This window comes from Streptomyces sp. NPDC048295 (genome assembly GCF_040652135.1).
GTDB lineage: Bacteria > Actinomycetota > Actinomycetes > Streptomycetales > Streptomycetaceae > Streptomyces.
Genome location: NZ_JBEZLL010000032.1, coordinates 70,941 through 87,472 on the forward strand (window position 1 = coordinate 70,941; position 16,532 = coordinate 87,472).

Genomic DNA, 16,532 nt, shown 5'->3' on the forward strand with positions numbered 1-16,532 from the left:
GAGGATGTCCGCCATGACATGGACTGCACCCCGCATCGCACGTACGACGGCCGACGGGGATCAGCTGAACGTCCCGGGCGCCGCGGACGAGCGAGTCATGCTGGAGGGCTGGCTCCAATGGCACCGGGAGACGCTGCTCACCAAGTGCGCCGGGCTGACCCCGGCGCAGCTCGCCCGCACCGCCGCCGAGCCCTCCGGTCTCACCCTCCTCGGCCTGGTGCGGCACATGGCGGAGATCGAACGCTGGTGGTTCCGCCGGAGCTTCGCGGGTGAGCCGATCGGCGACGTCTTCACCGGTCCCGGCGACGGCGACGAGGGCATCGAGGGCGTCGACGCCGCGCATGCCGAGCACGACTTCGCCGCCTACCGCGCCGAGGTCGAGGCGTGCGGGGCCGCCGTGGCGGGGCGCGGCCTCGACGAGACCTTCGTGCACGCCGGCCGCGGCCGGACCGTCAGCCTGCGCTGGGTGTACCTGGTGATGATCCAGGAGTACGCCCGCCACAACGGCCACGCGGACCTGCTGCGCGAACGCACCGACGGTGCCACGGGCGACTACCCCGCACCGTGATGACGACGGCCGGCCCCCACCCGGGGCCGGCCGCTCCTCGTCCACGAGGCGTACGGCGCCGCGCCTCAGCCGGCGTCGGCCGGATACACCGCCGCGAAGGCCGACCGGAACAGGGCGTCGGCCTCCTGGCCGCTGAGCCCCTGCGCCCGTGCCTGGTCCAGCCACTCGACGAGTGTTGCGCGCAAGGGGGAGTCGGCGGCGGCCTGGGGCGGGACGAGGGAGCGGGTGATGAAGGTGCCCGCCCCCTGCCGGACCTCGGCGAGGCCCGCGCGCTCCAGCTCGCGGTACGCCTTGAGGGTGGTGTTCGGGTTGACCTTGGTGTCGGCCGCCACCTGAGCGGCCGTGGGCAGCCGGTCACCCTCCTCCAGGGCGCCCATGCGCAGAGCCTGTTCGACCTGCCGCACGATCTGGAGGTACGTCGCCACTCCGCTGCGCCGGTCGATACGGAACACGACCACTGCCTTCACCTCCCCTTCGACTGCCGGAACCCTGTGGACCCGCGGTGGCGGGTCCTAGAGGGGGCGACGGGACACCCGCCACAGGACGAACGCGGTGAGTACGGCGGTGCCCGCGAGCAGGATGCCCGCCCCGGTCCACTGCATGGCCGGCATCTGGTCGAAGCCGAGGTACTCGTACACATTGTTGACGATGCCGTGCTCCTCGACGCACGCGTCGGAGGCCGCCTCGGTCGTCTTGGCACACAGGCCCCAGCCGTAGAGATGGCCGTCGGCGGAACCGATCCAGCGGTCCACCTCCAGCGACTCGTGGAGCCGCGCGGGCATGTCGGAGGCGAGCGGGTAGGTGATCGTGCGGGTCGGGGCGAGGTGGACGATCACCATGTCCCAGGCGACCCCGGCGGCCCCGGCGAAGACGAAGGTGATCGCCATGGACATCAGGACACGGCGCACCAGCACACCGATGGTGATGCCGGCGGCGGTCATGAAGAGACAGAGCGCGGGGAGCACCGGGCCGGTGGCATCGAACACCGACCCGTCCGACCACTGGCTGGAGAACACCGAACGGTAGGGCTTCCACCACCAGGTGAACAGCGCCGAGAGCACCGCGGCGGTCACGAGCACGGCCGCGTAGACCCAGGCGAACTTCGTGGCCACCCAGCGGCTTCGTGACACGGACTGGGTGGTGACCAGCTGCGCGGTGCCCTGCTCCTGGTCTCCCGCGATCAGTGGGGCACCGATGAAGACGGCGAGGATCAGCGGCAGTCCGCCCAGCACGGTCATGACGAGACCCACGCCGTCCGAGTCGAACGTCGGCTGCGCCAGTTCCTTCCCCGGCCAGCCCGCGGCCTCCAGGAGGTCCTTCATGTGGCTGCGCTCGTAGACGATCCAGATCGAGCCGAGGACGGTCACCGCGAGCAGGCTGAGCAGGGCGGCCCGGTGCTGGCGCGCCACGAGCCAGCTCAGCCCGCGCAGCATGCGGGGCCGCGGGGCGCGCCCGGTGCGGGGGGCGTCGGTCAGGGTGGTGCTCATGAGGTGTGGCTCCCTTCGGCCTCGGTACGGGCACCGGGTGTGTACAACGGGGGCGCGTCCGGCGAGCGGAGATGCGCCAGCAGCACCTCTTCCAGGCTGGGTTCGGAGACCACCCAGTCACCCGACAGGGGGCCGTTCGTCCGCACCAGCGCGTGGAACTGCCGGCCCTGGACGCGGCACTCGATCACGGTGTGTGGGGCCAGCGCGGCGGTCGGGTCCGCGTCCGTGGCGAGCCCGGTCACCAGCGCGTGGGCCGGGACGAGAGCGTCCGCGTCGCCCGCCATCCGGATGCTGCCGCCCGCGAGGACGAGCAGGTAGTCGCACATGTCCTCCAGCTCGGTGAGCATGTGGGAGGACATCACGACCGTGGTGCCGCGCTCGACGGCCTCCGACATCAGCAGGGTGCTCATGTCGTGGCGGGCCAGCGGATCGAGGTCGGACATCGGCTCGTCGAGCAGCAGCAGATCGGGCCGCTTGCCGAAGGCCAGCGCGAACGCGACGCGGGTGCGCTGCCCGCCGGAGAGCGTGCCGACGCGGGCGTCCATCGGAACCTGGCCCGATCGCACGATCCGCTCCGCCGCGGCCATGTCCCAGCCGGGGTTGAGCTCGGCGCCCATGCGCAGCGTCTCGGCCACGGTGAACCGCTTGAACAGCGGCTTGTCCTGCCCGAGGAACGCGAACTTGGGCATCACCTCGGGGTCGTCCACGGGCACGCCGAAGATCCGGAGGTCACCTTCCGTGGGCTGGACCTGACGGGTCGCGATCCCCAGCAGGGTGCTCTTCCCGGCGCCGTTGGGGCCGACGAGACCGCAGATCCGGCCGGCCGGCAGCCGGAACGAGATGTCCTGCAGCGCCCAGCCTCGACCGTAGCGCTTACCCAGGCCACGGGCCTCCAGGGCCCATGCGCCCAAGGCGCCGTCCGGAGTGAATGCGTCTGCCATGCACTTCGCCTCAATTCCATTAGTCAATTAATGGAATCATGGTCTGGGGTAGTGGAAAGTGTCAAGGAGCGCCCGGTGGGACCCCGTGTGGATGTCCGTGATGCACCTGTTCGGGGTGTGCGTCGCACTCTCTTCGGAGGACTGGACCATTGAACGTCTCTGTGGCTCTGGCCTGCCGGTTCACGGGCGCGTACCGTGGCCCGGCATGAAGATCCTGATCAGCGCGGACATGGAAGGCGCCACCGGTGTGACGTGGCCGGGCGACGTGCTGCCGGGCACTCCCCAATGGGAGCGGTGCCGTGCCATGTTCACCTCCGACGTGAACGCGGCGGCACTCGGCTTCTACGACGGCGGCGCCGACGAGGTCCTCGTCAACGAGGCCCACTGGTCCATGCGCAATCTCCTGCTGGAGCGGCTCGACGACCGGGTCCAGATGCTCACCGGCCGGCACAAGTCCCTCTCCATGGTCGAGGGAATCCAGCACGGAGACGTCGACGCCATCGCCTTCGTCGGCTATCACACGGGCGCCGGCGCGGAGGGGGTCCTCGCCCACACCTATCTGGCGAACTCGATCACCGGGGTCTGGCTCGACGGCACCCGCGCGAGCGAGGGACTGCTCAACGCACATGTCGTGGCCGAATACGGGGTGCCCGTCGTCCTCGTCACCGGCGACGACCTGACCTGTGTGGACGCCGATGGCTACGCCCCCCGGGCCCGCAAGGTCGCGGTCAAGGACTACGTGTCGCGGTACGCGGCGGTCTGCCGCACCCCGGCCCGTACCGCCGCCGACATCCGCGCCGCCGCCAAGGCGGCCACCGCGCTCGCCGTGCGGCACACACCGGTGAAGGGCGGACCCTTCACCGTGGAGCTGGAGTTCGACGCCGAGCACCTGGCCCAGGCGGCCACCGTCGTCCCCGGCGTGGCGCCCAGCGGCGAACGGCGCGTCTCCTACACCAGCGCGACGATGTACGAAGGTATCCGCACGTTCAAGGCGGTGACGACGATCGTGTCGTCCGCCGTGGAGGAGCAGTATGGCTGAGGCGACCGGTCCCCAGGAGAGCGTCGACCAGCAGGCGCTCGACGAATCGGTGACGTTCACCTCCGAACTGATCCGGATCGACACCACCAACCGAGGCGACGGCGACTGCCGCGAACGCCCGGCCGCCGAGTACGTCGCCGAGCGGCTGGCCGCCGCCGGACTGGAACCCACCCTGCTGGAGCGGACCCCCGGACGCACCAATGTGGTCGCGCGGATTCCCGGCACCGACCCGTCCGCCGACGCCCTGCTCGTCCACGGTCACCTCGACGTGGTCCCGGCCGAGGCGGCCGACTGGAGCGTGCACCCCTTCTCCGGCGAGGTCCGCGACGGCGTCGTCTGGGGGCGCGGGGCCATCGACATGAAGAACATGGACGCCATGGTCCTGGCCGTCGTACGCGCCTGGGCCCGGGCCGGGGTCCGGCCCCGCCGCGACATCGTGATCGCGTACACCGCCGACGAGGAGGCCAGCGCCGACGACGGCTCCGGCTTCCTCGCCGACCGGCACGCCGGGCTCTTCGAAGGCTGCACGGAGGGCATTAGCGAATCCGGCGCCTTCACCTTCCACGCCGGACCGGACCTGCCGCTCTACCCGATCGCCGCGGGCGAGCGCGGCACCGCCTGGCTGAAGCTCACCGCGCACGGCAAGGCCGGCCACGGCTCCAAGGTCAACAAGAACAACGCGGTCAGCGCGCTCGCCGCCGCCGTCGCCCGGATCGGCGAGCACGAATGGCCCGTCCGGCTCACCCCGACGGTCCGCGCCGCGCTCACCGAACTCGCCGCGCTGCACGGCATCCACCCCGACCTCGACGCCCCCGGCTTCGACGTCGACGAACTGCTCGGCAAGCTCGGCCCAGCCGCCGACCTGGTCGCACCGACCGTCCGCAACAGCTCCAACCCGACCATGCTGGAGGCCGGGTACAAGGTCAATGTGATCCCCGGCCACGCCACCGCCTTCATCGACGGCCGGATGGTGCCCGGCGGCGAGGACGAGTTCCACGCCACCCTGGACCGGCTGACCGGTCCCGACATCGACTGGGAGTTCCACCACCGCGAGGTCCCGCTCCAGGCACCGGTCGACTCGCCGACGTTCGCCAGGCTGCGCGCCGCGATCGAACGCTTCGACCCGGCCGGTCACGTCGTGCCGTACTGCATGTCGGGCGGCACGGACGCCAAGCAGTTCTCCCGGCTCGGCATCACCGGTTACGGCTTCTCACCGCTGAAACTGCCCGTTGGATTCGACTACCAGGCGCTGTTCCACGGCGTCGACGAACGCGTCCCCGTCGAGGCACTGCACTTCGGCGTCCGTGTGCTCGACCACTATCTGCGTACTGCCTGACCGCAACAGGGGGAATCGACCATGCTGCCCACCGGGGCCTACGGAACCTGGCCGTCGCCGATCGACGCCGCGCTCGCCGCTTCCCGCGACGGCCGCCCGGAGTATGCCGGCGCCGTCGGCGACGAGGTGTGGTGGACGGAGCCGCGCCCCGCCGAGGCGGGCCGCCGCGCCCTGATCCGCCGCCGCGCGGACGGGAGCACCGACTGCGTGCTGCCCGCGCCGTGGAACGTGCGGAGCCGGGTCATCGAGTACGGCGGAGTGCCCTGGGCCGGGACCGGGCGGGCCGAGGGCGGCCCGCTGATCGTCTTCGTCCACTTCGCCGACCAGCGGCTCTACGCCTACGCCCCGGACGGGCCCGACGGGCCCCGGCCGCTCACCCCGGTCTCGGCCGTCGGCGGCGGGCTGCGCTGGGCCGACCCGCAGCTCCACCCCGACCGGGGCGAAGTGTGGTGCGTCCTGGAGGAGTTCACCGGCGAGGGCCCCACCGAACTGCGCCGGGTGATCGCCGCCGTGCCGCTGGACGGCTCGGCCGCCGACGACCGCTCGGCGGTACGTGAACTCACCGACGACAGCCACCGGTTCGTCACCGGGCCGAAGCTCTCGCCCGACGGACGGCAGGCCGCCTGGATCGCCTGGGACCATCCCCGGATGCCGTGGGACGGCACCGAGGTGATGCTCGCGGACGTCACCGGGGACGGCACCTTCGACCGCCCCCGGTCCGTCGGCGGCGGCCCCGAGGAGTCGGTGCCGCAGATCGAATGGGGGACCGACGGGCAGTTGCTCTTCGCCAGTGACCGCAGCGGCTGGTGGAATCTGTACCGCGCCGATCCGCACCGGGGTGCCGTAGCGCTCTGCCCCCGGGAGCAGGAGTTCGCCGGACCGCTCTGGAAGATCGGGCTCAGCTGGTTCAGGCCGCTGGACAACGGCCTGATCGCCACCATCCACGGCAAGGGCACCACCACGCTCGGCATCCTCGACCCGCAGACCGGCGAGCTGGTCGACGTCGCCGGGGACTGGACCGAATGGGCCGAGACACTCGCCGTGCACGGCAGCCGGGTCGTCGGCGTCGCGGCGAGCCCGCACAGCGCGTTCGAGGTGGTGGAGCTGGACACCGCGACCGGACGCACCCGTGTCATCGGCGCACCGCATCAGGACGCCGTCGACCCCGCGTACTACCCCCGGCCCGAGAACCGCACCTTCACCGGCCCCGACGGACGCGAGATCCACGCCCACGTCTACCCGCCGCGCAGTCCCGACCGGTCCGGCCCCGAGGACGAACGGCCTCCCTACGTGGTCTGGGCGCACGGCGGCCCGACCGGCCACGCCGCGCTCGTACTCGACCTGGAGATCGCCTACTTCACCTCGCGCGGCATCGGTGTCGCCGAGGTGAACTACGGCGGCTCCACCGGCTACGGCAGGGCCTACCGCAACCGGCTGCGCGAACAGTGGGGTGTCGTCGACGTCGAGGACTGCGCGGCCGTCGCCGCGGCGCTGGCCGACGAGGGCACGGCCGACCGGCGGCGGCTGGCCGTCCGGGGCGGCAGCGCCGGCGGCTGGACCACCGCGGCCTCGCTGACCGGTACCGACGTCTACGCCTGCGGGACGATCATCTACCCCATCCTCGACCTGACCGGCTGGGGCACCGACGAGACCCATGACTTCGAGTCGCAGTATCTGGAGTCCCTGGTCGGTTCGCTCGCCGAGGTCCCCGAGCGCTACCGCGAACGCTCGCCGGCCGGCCGCACCGAGCGGCTGACCACCCCCTTCCTCCTGCTCCAGGGACTGGACGACCCGATCTGCCCGCCCGTCCAGTGCGAGCGGTTCCTGGCCGCGCTCGACGGACGCGGCGTCCCGCACGCCTATCTCACCTTCGAGGGTGAGGGGCACGGGTTCCGGCGCGCCGACACCATGATCCGCGCGCTGGAGGCCGAACTCTCCCTGTACGCACAGACCTTCGGGATCGAGCGCACCGACGTACCGCGGCTGGAGCTGAAGAAGTGACCCTCGTACCGCTGACCCGCCCGGCCCGGCTGCGCCCGGGAGCCAGGATCGCCGTGGTGTCACCGAGCGGCCCGGTGCCCGCCGAGCGGCTGGTTGCGGGCCTGGACGTACTGCGCGGCTGGGGCCTGGAGCCCGTCGAGGCACCGCACGCGCGTGCGGTCCACCCCGAGCTGGACTACCTCGCCGGCACGGACGAGGCGCGGGCCAGGGACCTTCAGGAGGCCTGGTGCGATCCGGCCGTGGACGCGGTGATCTGCGCCCGCGGCGGATACGGCGTGCACCGGATGGTCGACCTGGTCGACTGGGCGGCGATGCGCGCGGCCGGGCCCAAGGTGTTCATCGGCTACAGCGACATCACCGTGCTCCACGAGGCGTTCGCGCGGCGCGTGGGGCTCGCCACCCTGCACGGACCGATGGCCGGTACCGAGACCTTCCTCAAGGACCCGGACACCCAGGAGTCCCTGCGGGCCACCCTGTTCGAGCCCGAATCGGTACGGACCCTCGGCCTGCCCGCCGCGCGGGCGCTGGTCCCCGGCCGGGCCCGCGGGATCACCTACGGCGGCTGTGTGAGCCTGCTCGCCGCCGAACTCGGTACCCCGCACGTCCGGACCTCGGCCCGGGGCGGGCTGCTGGTGATCGAGGACACCACGGAGGACCCGTACAGCATCGACCGCATCCTCACCCAGCTGCTGCGGGCCGGTGCGCTCGACGGCGTGGCCGGGGTGGCCTGCGGCTCCTGGGCGGGCTGCGGCCCGTACGAGAAGGTCCGGGCGGTGCTCGCCGACCGGCTGGGCCCGCTGGGCGTGCCCGTGGTGGAGGAGCTGGGCTTCGGGCACGGACCGACGACGCTGACGATTCCGCTCGGTGTGCCCGCCGTGCTGGACGCCCCGGCCGGCGGCGGCCCCGCCACACTCACCGTCGAGGTGCCCGCGCTGAGCTGAACGGCGGCGCATCGTAAAGAAGTTGAGCATCGTTCAGGAAACGCCGACCTGAGCGTTGACAGCACTATGACACGTGTCACAGCATGAGCGCGCTCATTACTTACCGGTTGGTAAGGTGCTCTCGGTGTGGAGGTCCTCGTGTCGCGTGCTGTTTCCCGCCCCCGGTCCGGCTATCGGACGTTCTCCCGGAAGTCGGCCGCCTACGTGGCCGGAGCCGCGCTCGCCGCACCGCTGGTCCTCACCGGTGCGGCACGGGCGACCGCTGCCGAGCAGTCCCCGTACACCGTCGTCCCGCTGAAGTTCACCCTCCAGGCGGGCGGCCGCTCCTGCACCGTCGACGCCGATCTGTACCGCCCCGCCGGGGTCGACGCGCGGCACCCGGCTCCCGCCGTACTCGCCACCAATGGATTCGGCGGCAGCAAGTCCGACGGCTCGACCGACGCCATCGGCAGGGCCTTCGCCTCCCGCGGCTATGTCGGACTCGTCTACTCCGGCCTCGGTTTCGGCAAGTCGGGCTGTCTCATCACCCTCGACGACCCGGCCGTCGACGGCAAGGCGGCCGCCGGGCTCATCGACTTCCTCGCCGGGACCCGCGCCGCCGACGACGGGACCAGGGCCGACTACGTCACGCGGGACGGCGGCGGCGACCCCAGGGTCGGCATGATCGGCGGTTCGTACGGCGGCGCCGTCCAGATGGCCACCGCGGCCGTCGATCGCCGCATCGACGCCCTCGTACCGCTGATCACCTGGAACGACCTGGCGTACGCCCTCGCCCCGAACAACGCCGGTACGCGCAAGGGTGTTTCGTCCGACACCGCCGGGGTCTTCAAGTGGCAGTGGACCAATGGCTTCTACCTGATGGGGGAGGGGCAGACGGTCCTCGACGCGAGCCTCGACCCGTCCCGGTTCAACAGCCTCGGCTGCCTCCACTTCGCGTCCCGGGCCTGTGACACCATCCGGCTGCTCAACTCCGGCCGCTACCCGGCCGACCGGACCGCCGAGATGCTCGACTACGCGCGCAGCGTCTCGCCCGTCGACTACCTCGGCAAGGTCAAGGCCCCCACACTGCTCGTCCAGGGCCAGACCGACAGCCTGTTCAACCTGAACGAGGCCACCGCCACGTACGAGACCCTCAAGGCGCAGGGCACCACGGCCAAGATGATCTGGCAGTCCTGGGGCCACAGCGGCGGGCAGGTACCCGGTGAACTCGACCTGGGCAAGGGCAACCTGGAGACCAGCTACGTGGGACAACGCGTCCTCGCCTGGTTCGACCGCTATCTCCAGCACCGGAAGAACACCGACACCGGGCCCGACTTCGCGTACTACCGCGACTGGCAGAGCGGTTACGGCACCGCCGGCTCCGTACCGGCCCTCTCGCAGAAGGTGTACCTGTCCGGCGACGGCAAGCTCGTCGACAACCGGTCCAAGGTCACCCGGGGCAGCCGCCAGTACGCGAACTGGCTGATTCCCACCAGTCATTCGGAGAGCTCGCTGGCCGGAATCCTCGGACTGCCCGACGCCAAGCCCTACGACACCAAGGGTACCTACCTCGGCTGGACCAGCGCCCCGCTGACGTCGCCCGTCGATGTGGTCGGCGCGCCGAAGGCCACCCTGAAGGTCGTCTCGCCGAAGACGGAGCGGGTCCAGAACAGCGGCGACGCCGCCGACAGGCTCGTACTGTTCGCCAAGGTCTACGACGTGGCCCCGGACGGCGGCAGGACACTGGTGAACCGGCTGGTCTCCCCGGTCCGGGTGCCGGACGTCACCCGCTCGTTCACCGTGCAGCTCCCGGGCATCGTCCACCGGTACGAAGCCGGCCACCGGCTCGAATTCGTGATCGCGGCGAGCGACGGCGCGTACTTCGGCAACCGGGGAATCAAGCCGGTCACCGTGGTCAGCGCGCCGGAGGACACCGGAGTGCTGGAGCTTCCGGTGGTCGGTGGCCGTCTGAAGTGACGCGGACGGGCCGGGTTGGGCGGGCCGGGCCCGTCCGGACCCGACCACCCGCGGACAGGCCCGCGCGAAATCGCGCGTGGCCGTCGAGCACGGCCGACCGGTGGGTTCCGCTCCCGTGCGTCATGCGGGCGGTCGGGCGTTCACGGGCCCCGGCTCCGGTGCCGGCCGGCGGCGTGCCCCGCTCCGCGACGAAGGCCCCGCGCCCCCGCCCGGGAGGCCCCGGACCGGTTCTGGACCATCGGCATCGCCACGGGCGCCCGGACGGCCCTGGCCCGGACGTCGGCCGACCGGCACCCCCGGCATCCGCACCCGGTGTTCACGCCCGACGGCACCGCGGTCCTCCACAACCACGGCGATCCGTCGACCGGCGAGGTCGCGGTCGCCCGGGTGCCCGTGCCCCCGGCCGTGTCATGAACGGCCGGGCCCGGGTTCGGGAGGGGCCGGGGCCCGCAGGCCCTAGGGTTGCCGGATGCCTGAAAGCGACTATCTGGCCGAGGGGCGGCGCGCGGCGATCCGCCCCTTCACGCAGGCCGACGCCGAGGAGTTCACCACCCGGGCGCGGGAGAGCCGGGACCTGCACCGTCCCTGGCTCTTCCCGCCCGACGACATCCGCGCGTACGCCGCCTACGCGGGCCGGCTGGCCGAGGACCCCACGAGGGCGGGCTTCCTCGTCTGCGAACGCGGCGACGGGAGCGGACCCGCAGGCGCGATCGCGGGATTCATCAACATCAACAACATCGTCGCCGGAGCCTTCCGGTGCGGTGCGCTCGGATACGGGGCCTTCGCCCACGCGGCAGGACGCGGCCTGATGGGCGAAGGTCTCGGCCTCGTCCTGCGGTACGCCTTCGGGCCGCTCGGTCTGCACCGCCTCGAAGCCAACATCCAGCCCGGTAACGAGGGCTCGCTCGCCCTCGTCCGCCGGGCCGGCTTCCGCCTCGAAGGCTTCTCGCCGGACTTTCTCTTCATCGACGGAGCCTGGCGCGACCACGAGCGGTGGGCCGTCACCGCAGGGATGACCGACGGGATCGTCTAGCAGCCTCCGGACCCGGTCCGGGCGCCGCGGTGCCGGCGGAACGCCGGGGGACCGCGGCGCGCGGGCCGGTCCACCCCACCGGCCGACCCCGGGTTGAGCAAGTCTTTACCGATGGCCGGATCGGCACCCCCGCCGGGCCCACGGGCCGCTCCCACAAGGGATCCGGGGCACGGCGCCCCGTACGGGAAGCGGAAAGCCGCGGCCGAAAGCGGCAGGTGCGCCTTCCCGTCCACGTAACGGTCGTGTTGACCGCAGGCAATCCCGGGTGGACGCTCGTAATATAGATGCTAGATACAACTGGTTCTGCCGGGCTCCACCTCGGCACACCGCCCGGGATGCGGGCGGCACCGTGCGTACGAGGCTCCCGGGCGGTACCGGATCGGGAGGACGCATATGTGTGGCATCACCGGCTGGGTCTCCTTCGACCGTGATCTGCGGGCGGCCGAGGAGGTCGCGAAACTGGACGCGATGACGCAGACCATGTCCTGCCGGGGCCCCGACGACCGGGGTACCTGGACCGCCGCTCACGCCTCGCTCGGACACCGGCGGCTCGCGATCATCGACCTGCCCGGCGGGCGCCAGCCGATGACCGTCGACACACCGGAGGGAACGGTCGCGCTGGTCTACTCCGGGGAGGCGTACAACTACACCGGACTCCGTGACGAACTGACCGCCCGCGGGCACCGGTTCACCACCGACTCGGACACCGAGGTGGTGCTGCGCGGCTACCTGGAGTGGGGCGAGGCCCTCGCCGAGCGGCTCAACGGCATGTACGCCTTCGCGATCTGGGACGGCCGCCACGACCGGCTCGTCATGATCCGCGACCGGATGGGCGTCAAGCCCTTCTACTACTGGCCGACCTCCGACGGTGTGCTCTTCGGCTCGGAGCCCAAGGCCGTCCTCGCCAATCCGCTGGCCCGGCCCCGGGTCACCCTCGACGGGCTGCGGGAGCTCTTCACCGTGGTCAAGACCCCCGGCCACGCCGTGTGGGACGGCATGCACGAGGTGGAGCCCGGCACGGTCGTCACCGTGGACCGCGGCGGCCTGCGCCGGCACGTCTACTGGCGGCTGGAGACCCGCCCGCACACCGACGACCAGGACACCTCGGTCGCCACCGTACGGTCGCTGCTCGACGACATCGTGCGCCGCCAGCTGGTCTCCGACGTACCCCGCTGCGTCCTGCTCTCCGGCGGACTCGACTCGTCGGCCGTCACCGCACTCGCCGCCCGGCAGCTCGCCGAGAGCGGCGAGAAGGTCCGCACCTTCGCCGTCGACTTCGTGGGACGCACCGAGAACTTCGTCGCCGACGAACTGCGCACCACCCCCGACACCCCGTTCGTGCACGACGTGGCCCAGCAGGCGGGCACCCTCCACCGGGACATCGTGCTCGACCCCGACACCCTCGCCGACCCGGAGGTACGGGCCCGGATGATCCGGGCCCGGGACCTGCCCATGGGCTTCGGCGACATGGACGCCTCGCTCTATCTGCTCTTCCGGGCCATCCGGGAGCACTCGACCGTCGCTCTGTCCGGCGAATCCGCCGACGAGGTCTTCGGCGGCTACCTCCAGTTCTTCGACGAACGGGCCCGCAACGCCGACACCTTCCCCTGGCTGGTACGGCACGCCGAGGACTTCGGCGAGGACTCGGAGGTGCTCCGCGAGGACCTCGGCCGCGCCCTCGACCTGAAGGCATACATCCGCAGCAGCTACGAGACCGCCGTCGCCGGCATCGAACGGCTCGCCGGCGAGAGCGACTTCGAGTACCGCATGCGCAGGATCTGCCACCTCCACCTGACCCGGTTCGTGCGCGTCCTGCTCGACCGGAAGGACCGCGCGAGCATGGCGGTCGGCCTGGAGGTCCGGGTGCCGTTCTGCGACCACCGGCTCGTCGAGTACGTCTACAACGCGCCCTGGGCCCTCAAGTCCTTCGACGGCAGGGAGAAGAGCCTGCTGCGCGAGGCCACCGCCGATGTACTGCCCCGCTCGGTGTACGACAGGACGAAGAGCCCCTATCCGTCGACCCAGGACCCCAAGTACGCCGTCGCGCTGCAGGAGCAGGCACGCGCACTGCTCGCCCGCCCGGACCACCGCGTCTTCGACCTCATCGACCGCGACCGCCTCCGCAAGGCCGCCGACCACGGCGCGCCGCAGATCACCGCGGCCTCCCGCCGCGGCCTGGAACGCACCCTGGACCTCGCCACGTGGCTGGACCTGTACGAGCCCGAACTCGTCCTCGGCTGAGCGGGCCGCCCCGGACCGCCCGGTGACGGGTCAGTCCGATTCGAGCAGCACTCCCTCGTAGGCGAGCCACTGGGCGAAGGAGTGCAGCCCACGTGCCAGGCCCGTCGCGGGAGTCCAGCCGGGGGGCCGCACCGTGCCGGCCGGAGTGTGCCACCCGGGCTCGGCGTCCGGCACGGCCCGTACCGGCACGGGCCGTACCGCACCGTGCACGGCCTGCGCCAGTTCGGCGGCCGTGCACGGTTTCCCGGCGACGACCGTGATGCCGTGGTGCTCCGGCCGGGCACGCAGCACCGCCCCGATCGCGTCGGCGAGGTCGTTCACGTGCACGGGCCACACCTCGGCGTCCGGATCGCCCTCGGCCGCGAGCGGGTGGCTGCGCAGCGCGTCCCACACCATGCGGCCGATCGGCGTGCGGCGCGAGCAGCCGGGACCGTACAGCTCACCCACGCGCAGGCGGTACGGGGCCGGGGCGCCCTGCGGATGGACCGTCACCTCCCGTTCGGCGCCCTGCAGCCGCGTCAGATCGATCACGGCGGCGGACCGCTCGTGCCGGTCGGCCAGCCTGCGCACGAGATGTTCGCCGAGCGGGGTCGCCGCCCCGCGCCAGACGAGGCCGCCCGGCCGTCGCGGGCGGGCGCGGTGCTCGGCGGCCGCTTCGTGCCCGGCCAGCAGCGCCCGCCGCGCCACCTCGGCCAGGGGCTCGCGGCGGCGTGCGATGTGGTCCTCCGTACTGGCGTTGCTGATGCCGCCCGGGCCGATCGTCGCCACCGCCTCCGCGTACGCCTCCGAGGCAGCGGGCGGTGCGGCGAGTCCGGTGTGGGCGGCCTCGAAGCCCATGGCCAGAGCCGTCAGCCAGGTCCCTCGCACATCGGCCTCGGCCGACGCGGCGCCGGGCGGGCGCAGCAGCGCGGCGGGCAGTCCGGCACCGGTGAGGTACTGCTCGGCGTCCAGGTGCAGCCACCGTTCCGGGCCGGGGCCCGGGACCCGTACCGCGCACTGCGCGACGCCGTGCTTGAAGAACGGCAGCACCGACAGACCGGTGAGGGTCGCGCCCTCCTTCCCGGGCCGGTCCTCCGGTACGAAACAGACCGAGCGGCGCGGGCCGCGGAAGGCGTTCCCGGAGATCGAGCCACGGTCCTCGTGCTCGGCGAGACTGGGCACGGCGACATAGCGCGGAACACCGAGGTCGCTGAGATACCGGTGCATCAGGATGTCGTCGGGCCAGCCGCCGAGCCGCTGCCTGCCATAGGCGACGAATCCCTCGGCGATCCGGCGCGGCAGCACGATCGCCACGCACGGGAAGTACTCGTTGACGGCACCCACCCAGCGGGCGCCCGCCATCGCCCCCAGCCGGACGGCCGCCCCGTTGCGGGAGTCCCAGAGGGCGAACAGGGCCAGCGCCGCGTCGGGCAGCTCCTCGATCGCGAGCCGGACCCGGTCCAGGAAGGATTCGGACAACACCATGTCGTCCTGGACCACCAATTGATGTGTGGCCCCTTCCTCGATCGCCGACCAAGCGGCGAGAGCGGTGCGCAGCACCGACGGAGTGCCGGTGGGGTCGGGGTCCATGACGACCCGCAGAAGGCCGGAAGGCGCGCTCAGGGCCAGTTTCTCGGCCGCCGCCCGGCGTCTGGGATGGGTCATGACCACCGCGCTGAGCCGTTGGCGTGCCATACGTCCTCCCTCTGTCCGGATCGGCCCGGACCGCACCGGAGCATCCGTCCGGAGCCCGTCCGCCAGCCGGATTCGGACAGTACGGGCGGTGCCGACGGCCCGCAAGAGTGCCGAAATGGCCCTCTGGCAGGCGGACGACGGGCCCATGGATGCTGGGCCCGGCACGCCGGGTCCATGAACCGCGTGCATCTCCCCGACGCCGGAAAGAGGCTTTCATGCCTGCGTTATCCCACCCGACCACTGTCGCCGCCGAGGAGACCGTCCGCTCCCGGCTCGACAAGCTCCGCGATGCCCGCGTCGTCGTGACCGGCGGCGGCGGACTCGTCGGCAGCAGACTGGTCGCGCTGCTCCGGAGCGCCGGATGCGCCGTCACCGTCCTGGACCGCATGGACGCCTACCCCGAGTCCGGCCACGAGACCTTCGGCGTCGCGCGCAGCGGCGCACGGCTGGTCGTCGGCGACATCCGCGACGCCGACACCGTCGGGGCGCTGCTGCGGGACGCCGACTTCGTGGTCCACGCGGCCGCCTACGCGGACGTCGCGGCCTGCACCCGGCGTCCGGACATCGCCTTCCGCGCCAATGTCGAGGGAACCCAGGTCGTCCTGGAGCAGGCCGCGCGGTTCCCGGTCCGCCGGCTCGTCCTCGTCTCCTCGGCGTCCGTGTACGGCAACGGCGCGCCCGGTGTCGAGGGGCCGCAGGTCTTCCACGAGGACATGCCGCTCGACCCGGTGTCCGTGTACGCCAACGGCAAGCTCTGGGCCGAGCACCAGACCCGCCTGATGCTCGGTGCCACCAGCGGTACCGAGTACGCGGTGGTGCGCTACTTCTCCGTGTACGGCGAGCCCCAGATCCCCAAACCGGGCAGCCACTCCTGGATGGTGCCCTGGCTCTCGCTCCAGGCGCGCCTCGGCCGGCCCATGCGGCTCAACGGCGGCGGGAACCAGGTCCGCGACCTCGTCCACGTCGACGACATCGCCGAGGCCACCGCGCTCGCCCTGACCGAGGAACAGATGGCCGGGCAGACCGTCAACATCGGTACGGGCCGGCCCACTTCGGTCCGCGAGGTGGCCGATCTGATCGCCCCGTACTTCCCCGGATCGCGGCGGATCGTCACCCCGCGCCCCGAGGGCGATCCGCTCGGCGGCTACGCCTGTGTCGAGCGCTCCCGCGAGCTGCTGCGCTGGCAGGCCCGCATCGGGGTCCCGGAGGGCGTGGACCGGTACGTGCGGTGGCTGCTGGAGACGCCGGAGGCCATGCCACGCTGGCTGGCCGAGGAGCCCGGTGATCCGGAAGGGGCGTGACACGCTGCGCACTG

General features: G+C 72.1%; 13 protein-coding genes. 9 read left to right on the plus strand and 4 right to left on the minus strand.

Annotated features, from left to right (window positions below; translation table 11 throughout):
- The first annotated feature begins 13 nt into the window (after positions 1 to 13).
- On the plus strand, positions 14 to 568 hold the full coding sequence (locus AB0D53_RS35045; RefSeq protein ID WP_362453325.1) for a DinB family protein: 555 nt from the start codon (positions 14 to 16) through the stop codon (positions 566 to 568).
- A gap of 65 nt (positions 569 to 633) precedes the next feature.
- Here the strand turns inward: AB0D53_RS35045 and AB0D53_RS35050 are convergent, their stop codons facing one another.
- From AB0D53_RS35050 to AB0D53_RS35060, 3 genes are read right to left on the minus strand one after another with little or no spacing between them, the layout of a single operon-like run.
- Positions 634 to 1,035 (minus strand): GntR family transcriptional regulator, encoded by a 402-nt coding sequence (locus tag AB0D53_RS35050; RefSeq protein WP_362453326.1) that lies wholly within the window; start codon positions 1,033 to 1,035, stop codon positions 634 to 636.
- A 45-nt stretch (positions 1,036 to 1,080) separates the two neighbouring features.
- The gene (locus AB0D53_RS35055; RefSeq protein WP_362453327.1) at positions 1,081 to 2,055 is read right to left on the minus strand and encodes an ABC transporter permease; all 975 of its coding nucleotides are present in this window, start codon (positions 2,053 to 2,055) and stop codon (positions 1,081 to 1,083) included.
- Positions 2,052 to 2,996: an ABC transporter ATP-binding protein gene (locus AB0D53_RS35060; protein WP_362453329.1), complete on the minus strand. Its 945-nt coding sequence runs from the start codon at positions 2,994 to 2,996 to the stop codon at positions 2,052 to 2,054. The genes AB0D53_RS35055 and AB0D53_RS35060 overlap by 4 nt, the downstream gene beginning before the upstream one ends.
- Before the next feature lie 205 nt (positions 2,997 to 3,201).
- Between AB0D53_RS35060 and AB0D53_RS35065 the strand changes: the two genes are divergently transcribed.
- The 7 genes from AB0D53_RS35065 to asnB all read left to right on the plus strand — a co-directional run bounded on the left by AB0D53_RS35065 (position 3,202) and on the right by asnB (position 13,543).
- A complete protein-coding gene (locus AB0D53_RS35065; protein ID WP_362453330.1) occupies positions 3,202 to 4,035 on the plus strand; it encodes a M55 family metallopeptidase in 834 nt (277 codons plus the stop codon).
- Positions 4,028 to 5,371, plus strand: coding sequence for a M20/M25/M40 family metallo-hydrolase (locus tag AB0D53_RS35070; protein WP_362453331.1), 1,344 nt, complete (start codon positions 4,028 to 4,030; stop codon positions 5,369 to 5,371). The genes AB0D53_RS35065 and AB0D53_RS35070 overlap by 8 nt, the downstream gene beginning before the upstream one ends.
- Positions 5,372 to 5,392: 21 nt before the next feature.
- Positions 5,393 to 7,372, plus strand: a complete 1,980-nt coding sequence (locus AB0D53_RS35075; RefSeq protein ID WP_362453332.1) for a prolyl oligopeptidase family serine peptidase — start codon at positions 5,393 to 5,395, stop codon at positions 7,370 to 7,372.
- Complete coding sequence (locus tag AB0D53_RS35080; protein WP_362453333.1) at positions 7,369 to 8,313, plus strand: LD-carboxypeptidase; 945 nt, start codon at positions 7,369 to 7,371, stop codon at positions 8,311 to 8,313. The genes AB0D53_RS35075 and AB0D53_RS35080 overlap by 4 nt, the downstream gene beginning before the upstream one ends.
- A gap of 204 nt (positions 8,314 to 8,517) precedes the next feature.
- Positions 8,518 to 10,269 carry a CocE/NonD family hydrolase gene (locus AB0D53_RS35085; RefSeq protein WP_362453365.1) on the plus strand — a complete coding sequence of 584 codons (1,752 nt, stop codon included), beginning with the start codon at positions 8,518 to 8,520 and terminating at the stop codon, positions 10,267 to 10,269.
- Positions 10,270 to 10,738: 469 nt separating this feature from the next.
- Positions 10,739 to 11,302 (plus strand): GNAT family protein, encoded by a 564-nt coding sequence (locus AB0D53_RS35090; RefSeq protein WP_362453334.1) that lies wholly within the window; start codon positions 10,739 to 10,741, stop codon positions 11,300 to 11,302.
- Positions 11,303 to 11,695: 393 nt separating this feature from the next.
- The gene (gene asnB / locus AB0D53_RS35095; protein WP_362453336.1) at positions 11,696 to 13,543 is read left to right on the plus strand and encodes an asparagine synthase (glutamine-hydrolyzing); all 1,848 of its coding nucleotides are present in this window, start codon (positions 11,696 to 11,698) and stop codon (positions 13,541 to 13,543) included.
- A 30-nt stretch (positions 13,544 to 13,573) separates the two neighbouring features.
- On the opposite strand, the gene AB0D53_RS35100 is transcribed toward asnB, so the two are convergent.
- Positions 13,574 to 15,217 carry a hypothetical protein gene (locus AB0D53_RS35100; protein ID WP_362453337.1) on the minus strand — a complete coding sequence of 548 codons (1,644 nt, stop codon included), beginning with the start codon at positions 15,215 to 15,217 and terminating at the stop codon, positions 13,574 to 13,576.
- A gap of 215 nt (positions 15,218 to 15,432) precedes the next feature.
- Between AB0D53_RS35100 and AB0D53_RS35105 the strand changes: the two genes are divergently transcribed.
- Positions 15,433 to 16,518 carry an NAD(P)-dependent oxidoreductase gene (locus AB0D53_RS35105; RefSeq protein WP_362453338.1) on the plus strand — a complete coding sequence of 362 codons (1,086 nt, stop codon included), beginning with the start codon at positions 15,433 to 15,435 and terminating at the stop codon, positions 16,516 to 16,518.
- Positions 16,519 to 16,532: the final 14 nt, after the last annotated feature.

Excerpts from the sequence above, each read along its gene's own strand:
- AB0D53_RS35045 (WP_362453325.1), top strand. The coding sequence starts at position 14 with ATGACATGGACTGCACCCCGCATCGCACGTACGACGGCCGACGGGGAT.
- AB0D53_RS35055 (WP_362453327.1), bottom strand. The coding sequence starts at position 2,055 with ATGAGCACCACCCTGACCGACGCCCCCCGCACCGGGCGCGCCCCGCGG.
- AB0D53_RS35060 (WP_362453329.1), bottom strand. The coding sequence starts at position 2,996 with ATGGCAGACGCATTCACTCCGGACGGCGCCTTGGGCGCATGGGCCCTG.
- AB0D53_RS35065 (WP_362453330.1), top strand. The coding sequence starts at position 3,202 with ATGAAGATCCTGATCAGCGCGGACATGGAAGGCGCCACCGGTGTGACG.
- AB0D53_RS35070 (WP_362453331.1), top strand. The coding sequence starts at position 4,028 with ATGGCTGAGGCGACCGGTCCCCAGGAGAGCGTCGACCAGCAGGCGCTC.
- AB0D53_RS35075 (WP_362453332.1), top strand. The coding sequence starts at position 5,393 with ATGCTGCCCACCGGGGCCTACGGAACCTGGCCGTCGCCGATCGACGCC.
- AB0D53_RS35090 (WP_362453334.1), top strand. The coding sequence starts at position 10,739 with ATGCCTGAAAGCGACTATCTGGCCGAGGGGCGGCGCGCGGCGATCCGC.
- asnB (WP_362453336.1), top strand. The coding sequence starts at position 11,696 with ATGTGTGGCATCACCGGCTGGGTCTCCTTCGACCGTGATCTGCGGGCG.
- AB0D53_RS35100 (WP_362453337.1), bottom strand. The coding sequence starts at position 15,217 with ATGGCACGCCAACGGCTCAGCGCGGTGGTCATGACCCATCCCAGACGC.
- AB0D53_RS35105 (WP_362453338.1), top strand. The coding sequence starts at position 15,433 with ATGCCTGCGTTATCCCACCCGACCACTGTCGCCGCCGAGGAGACCGTC.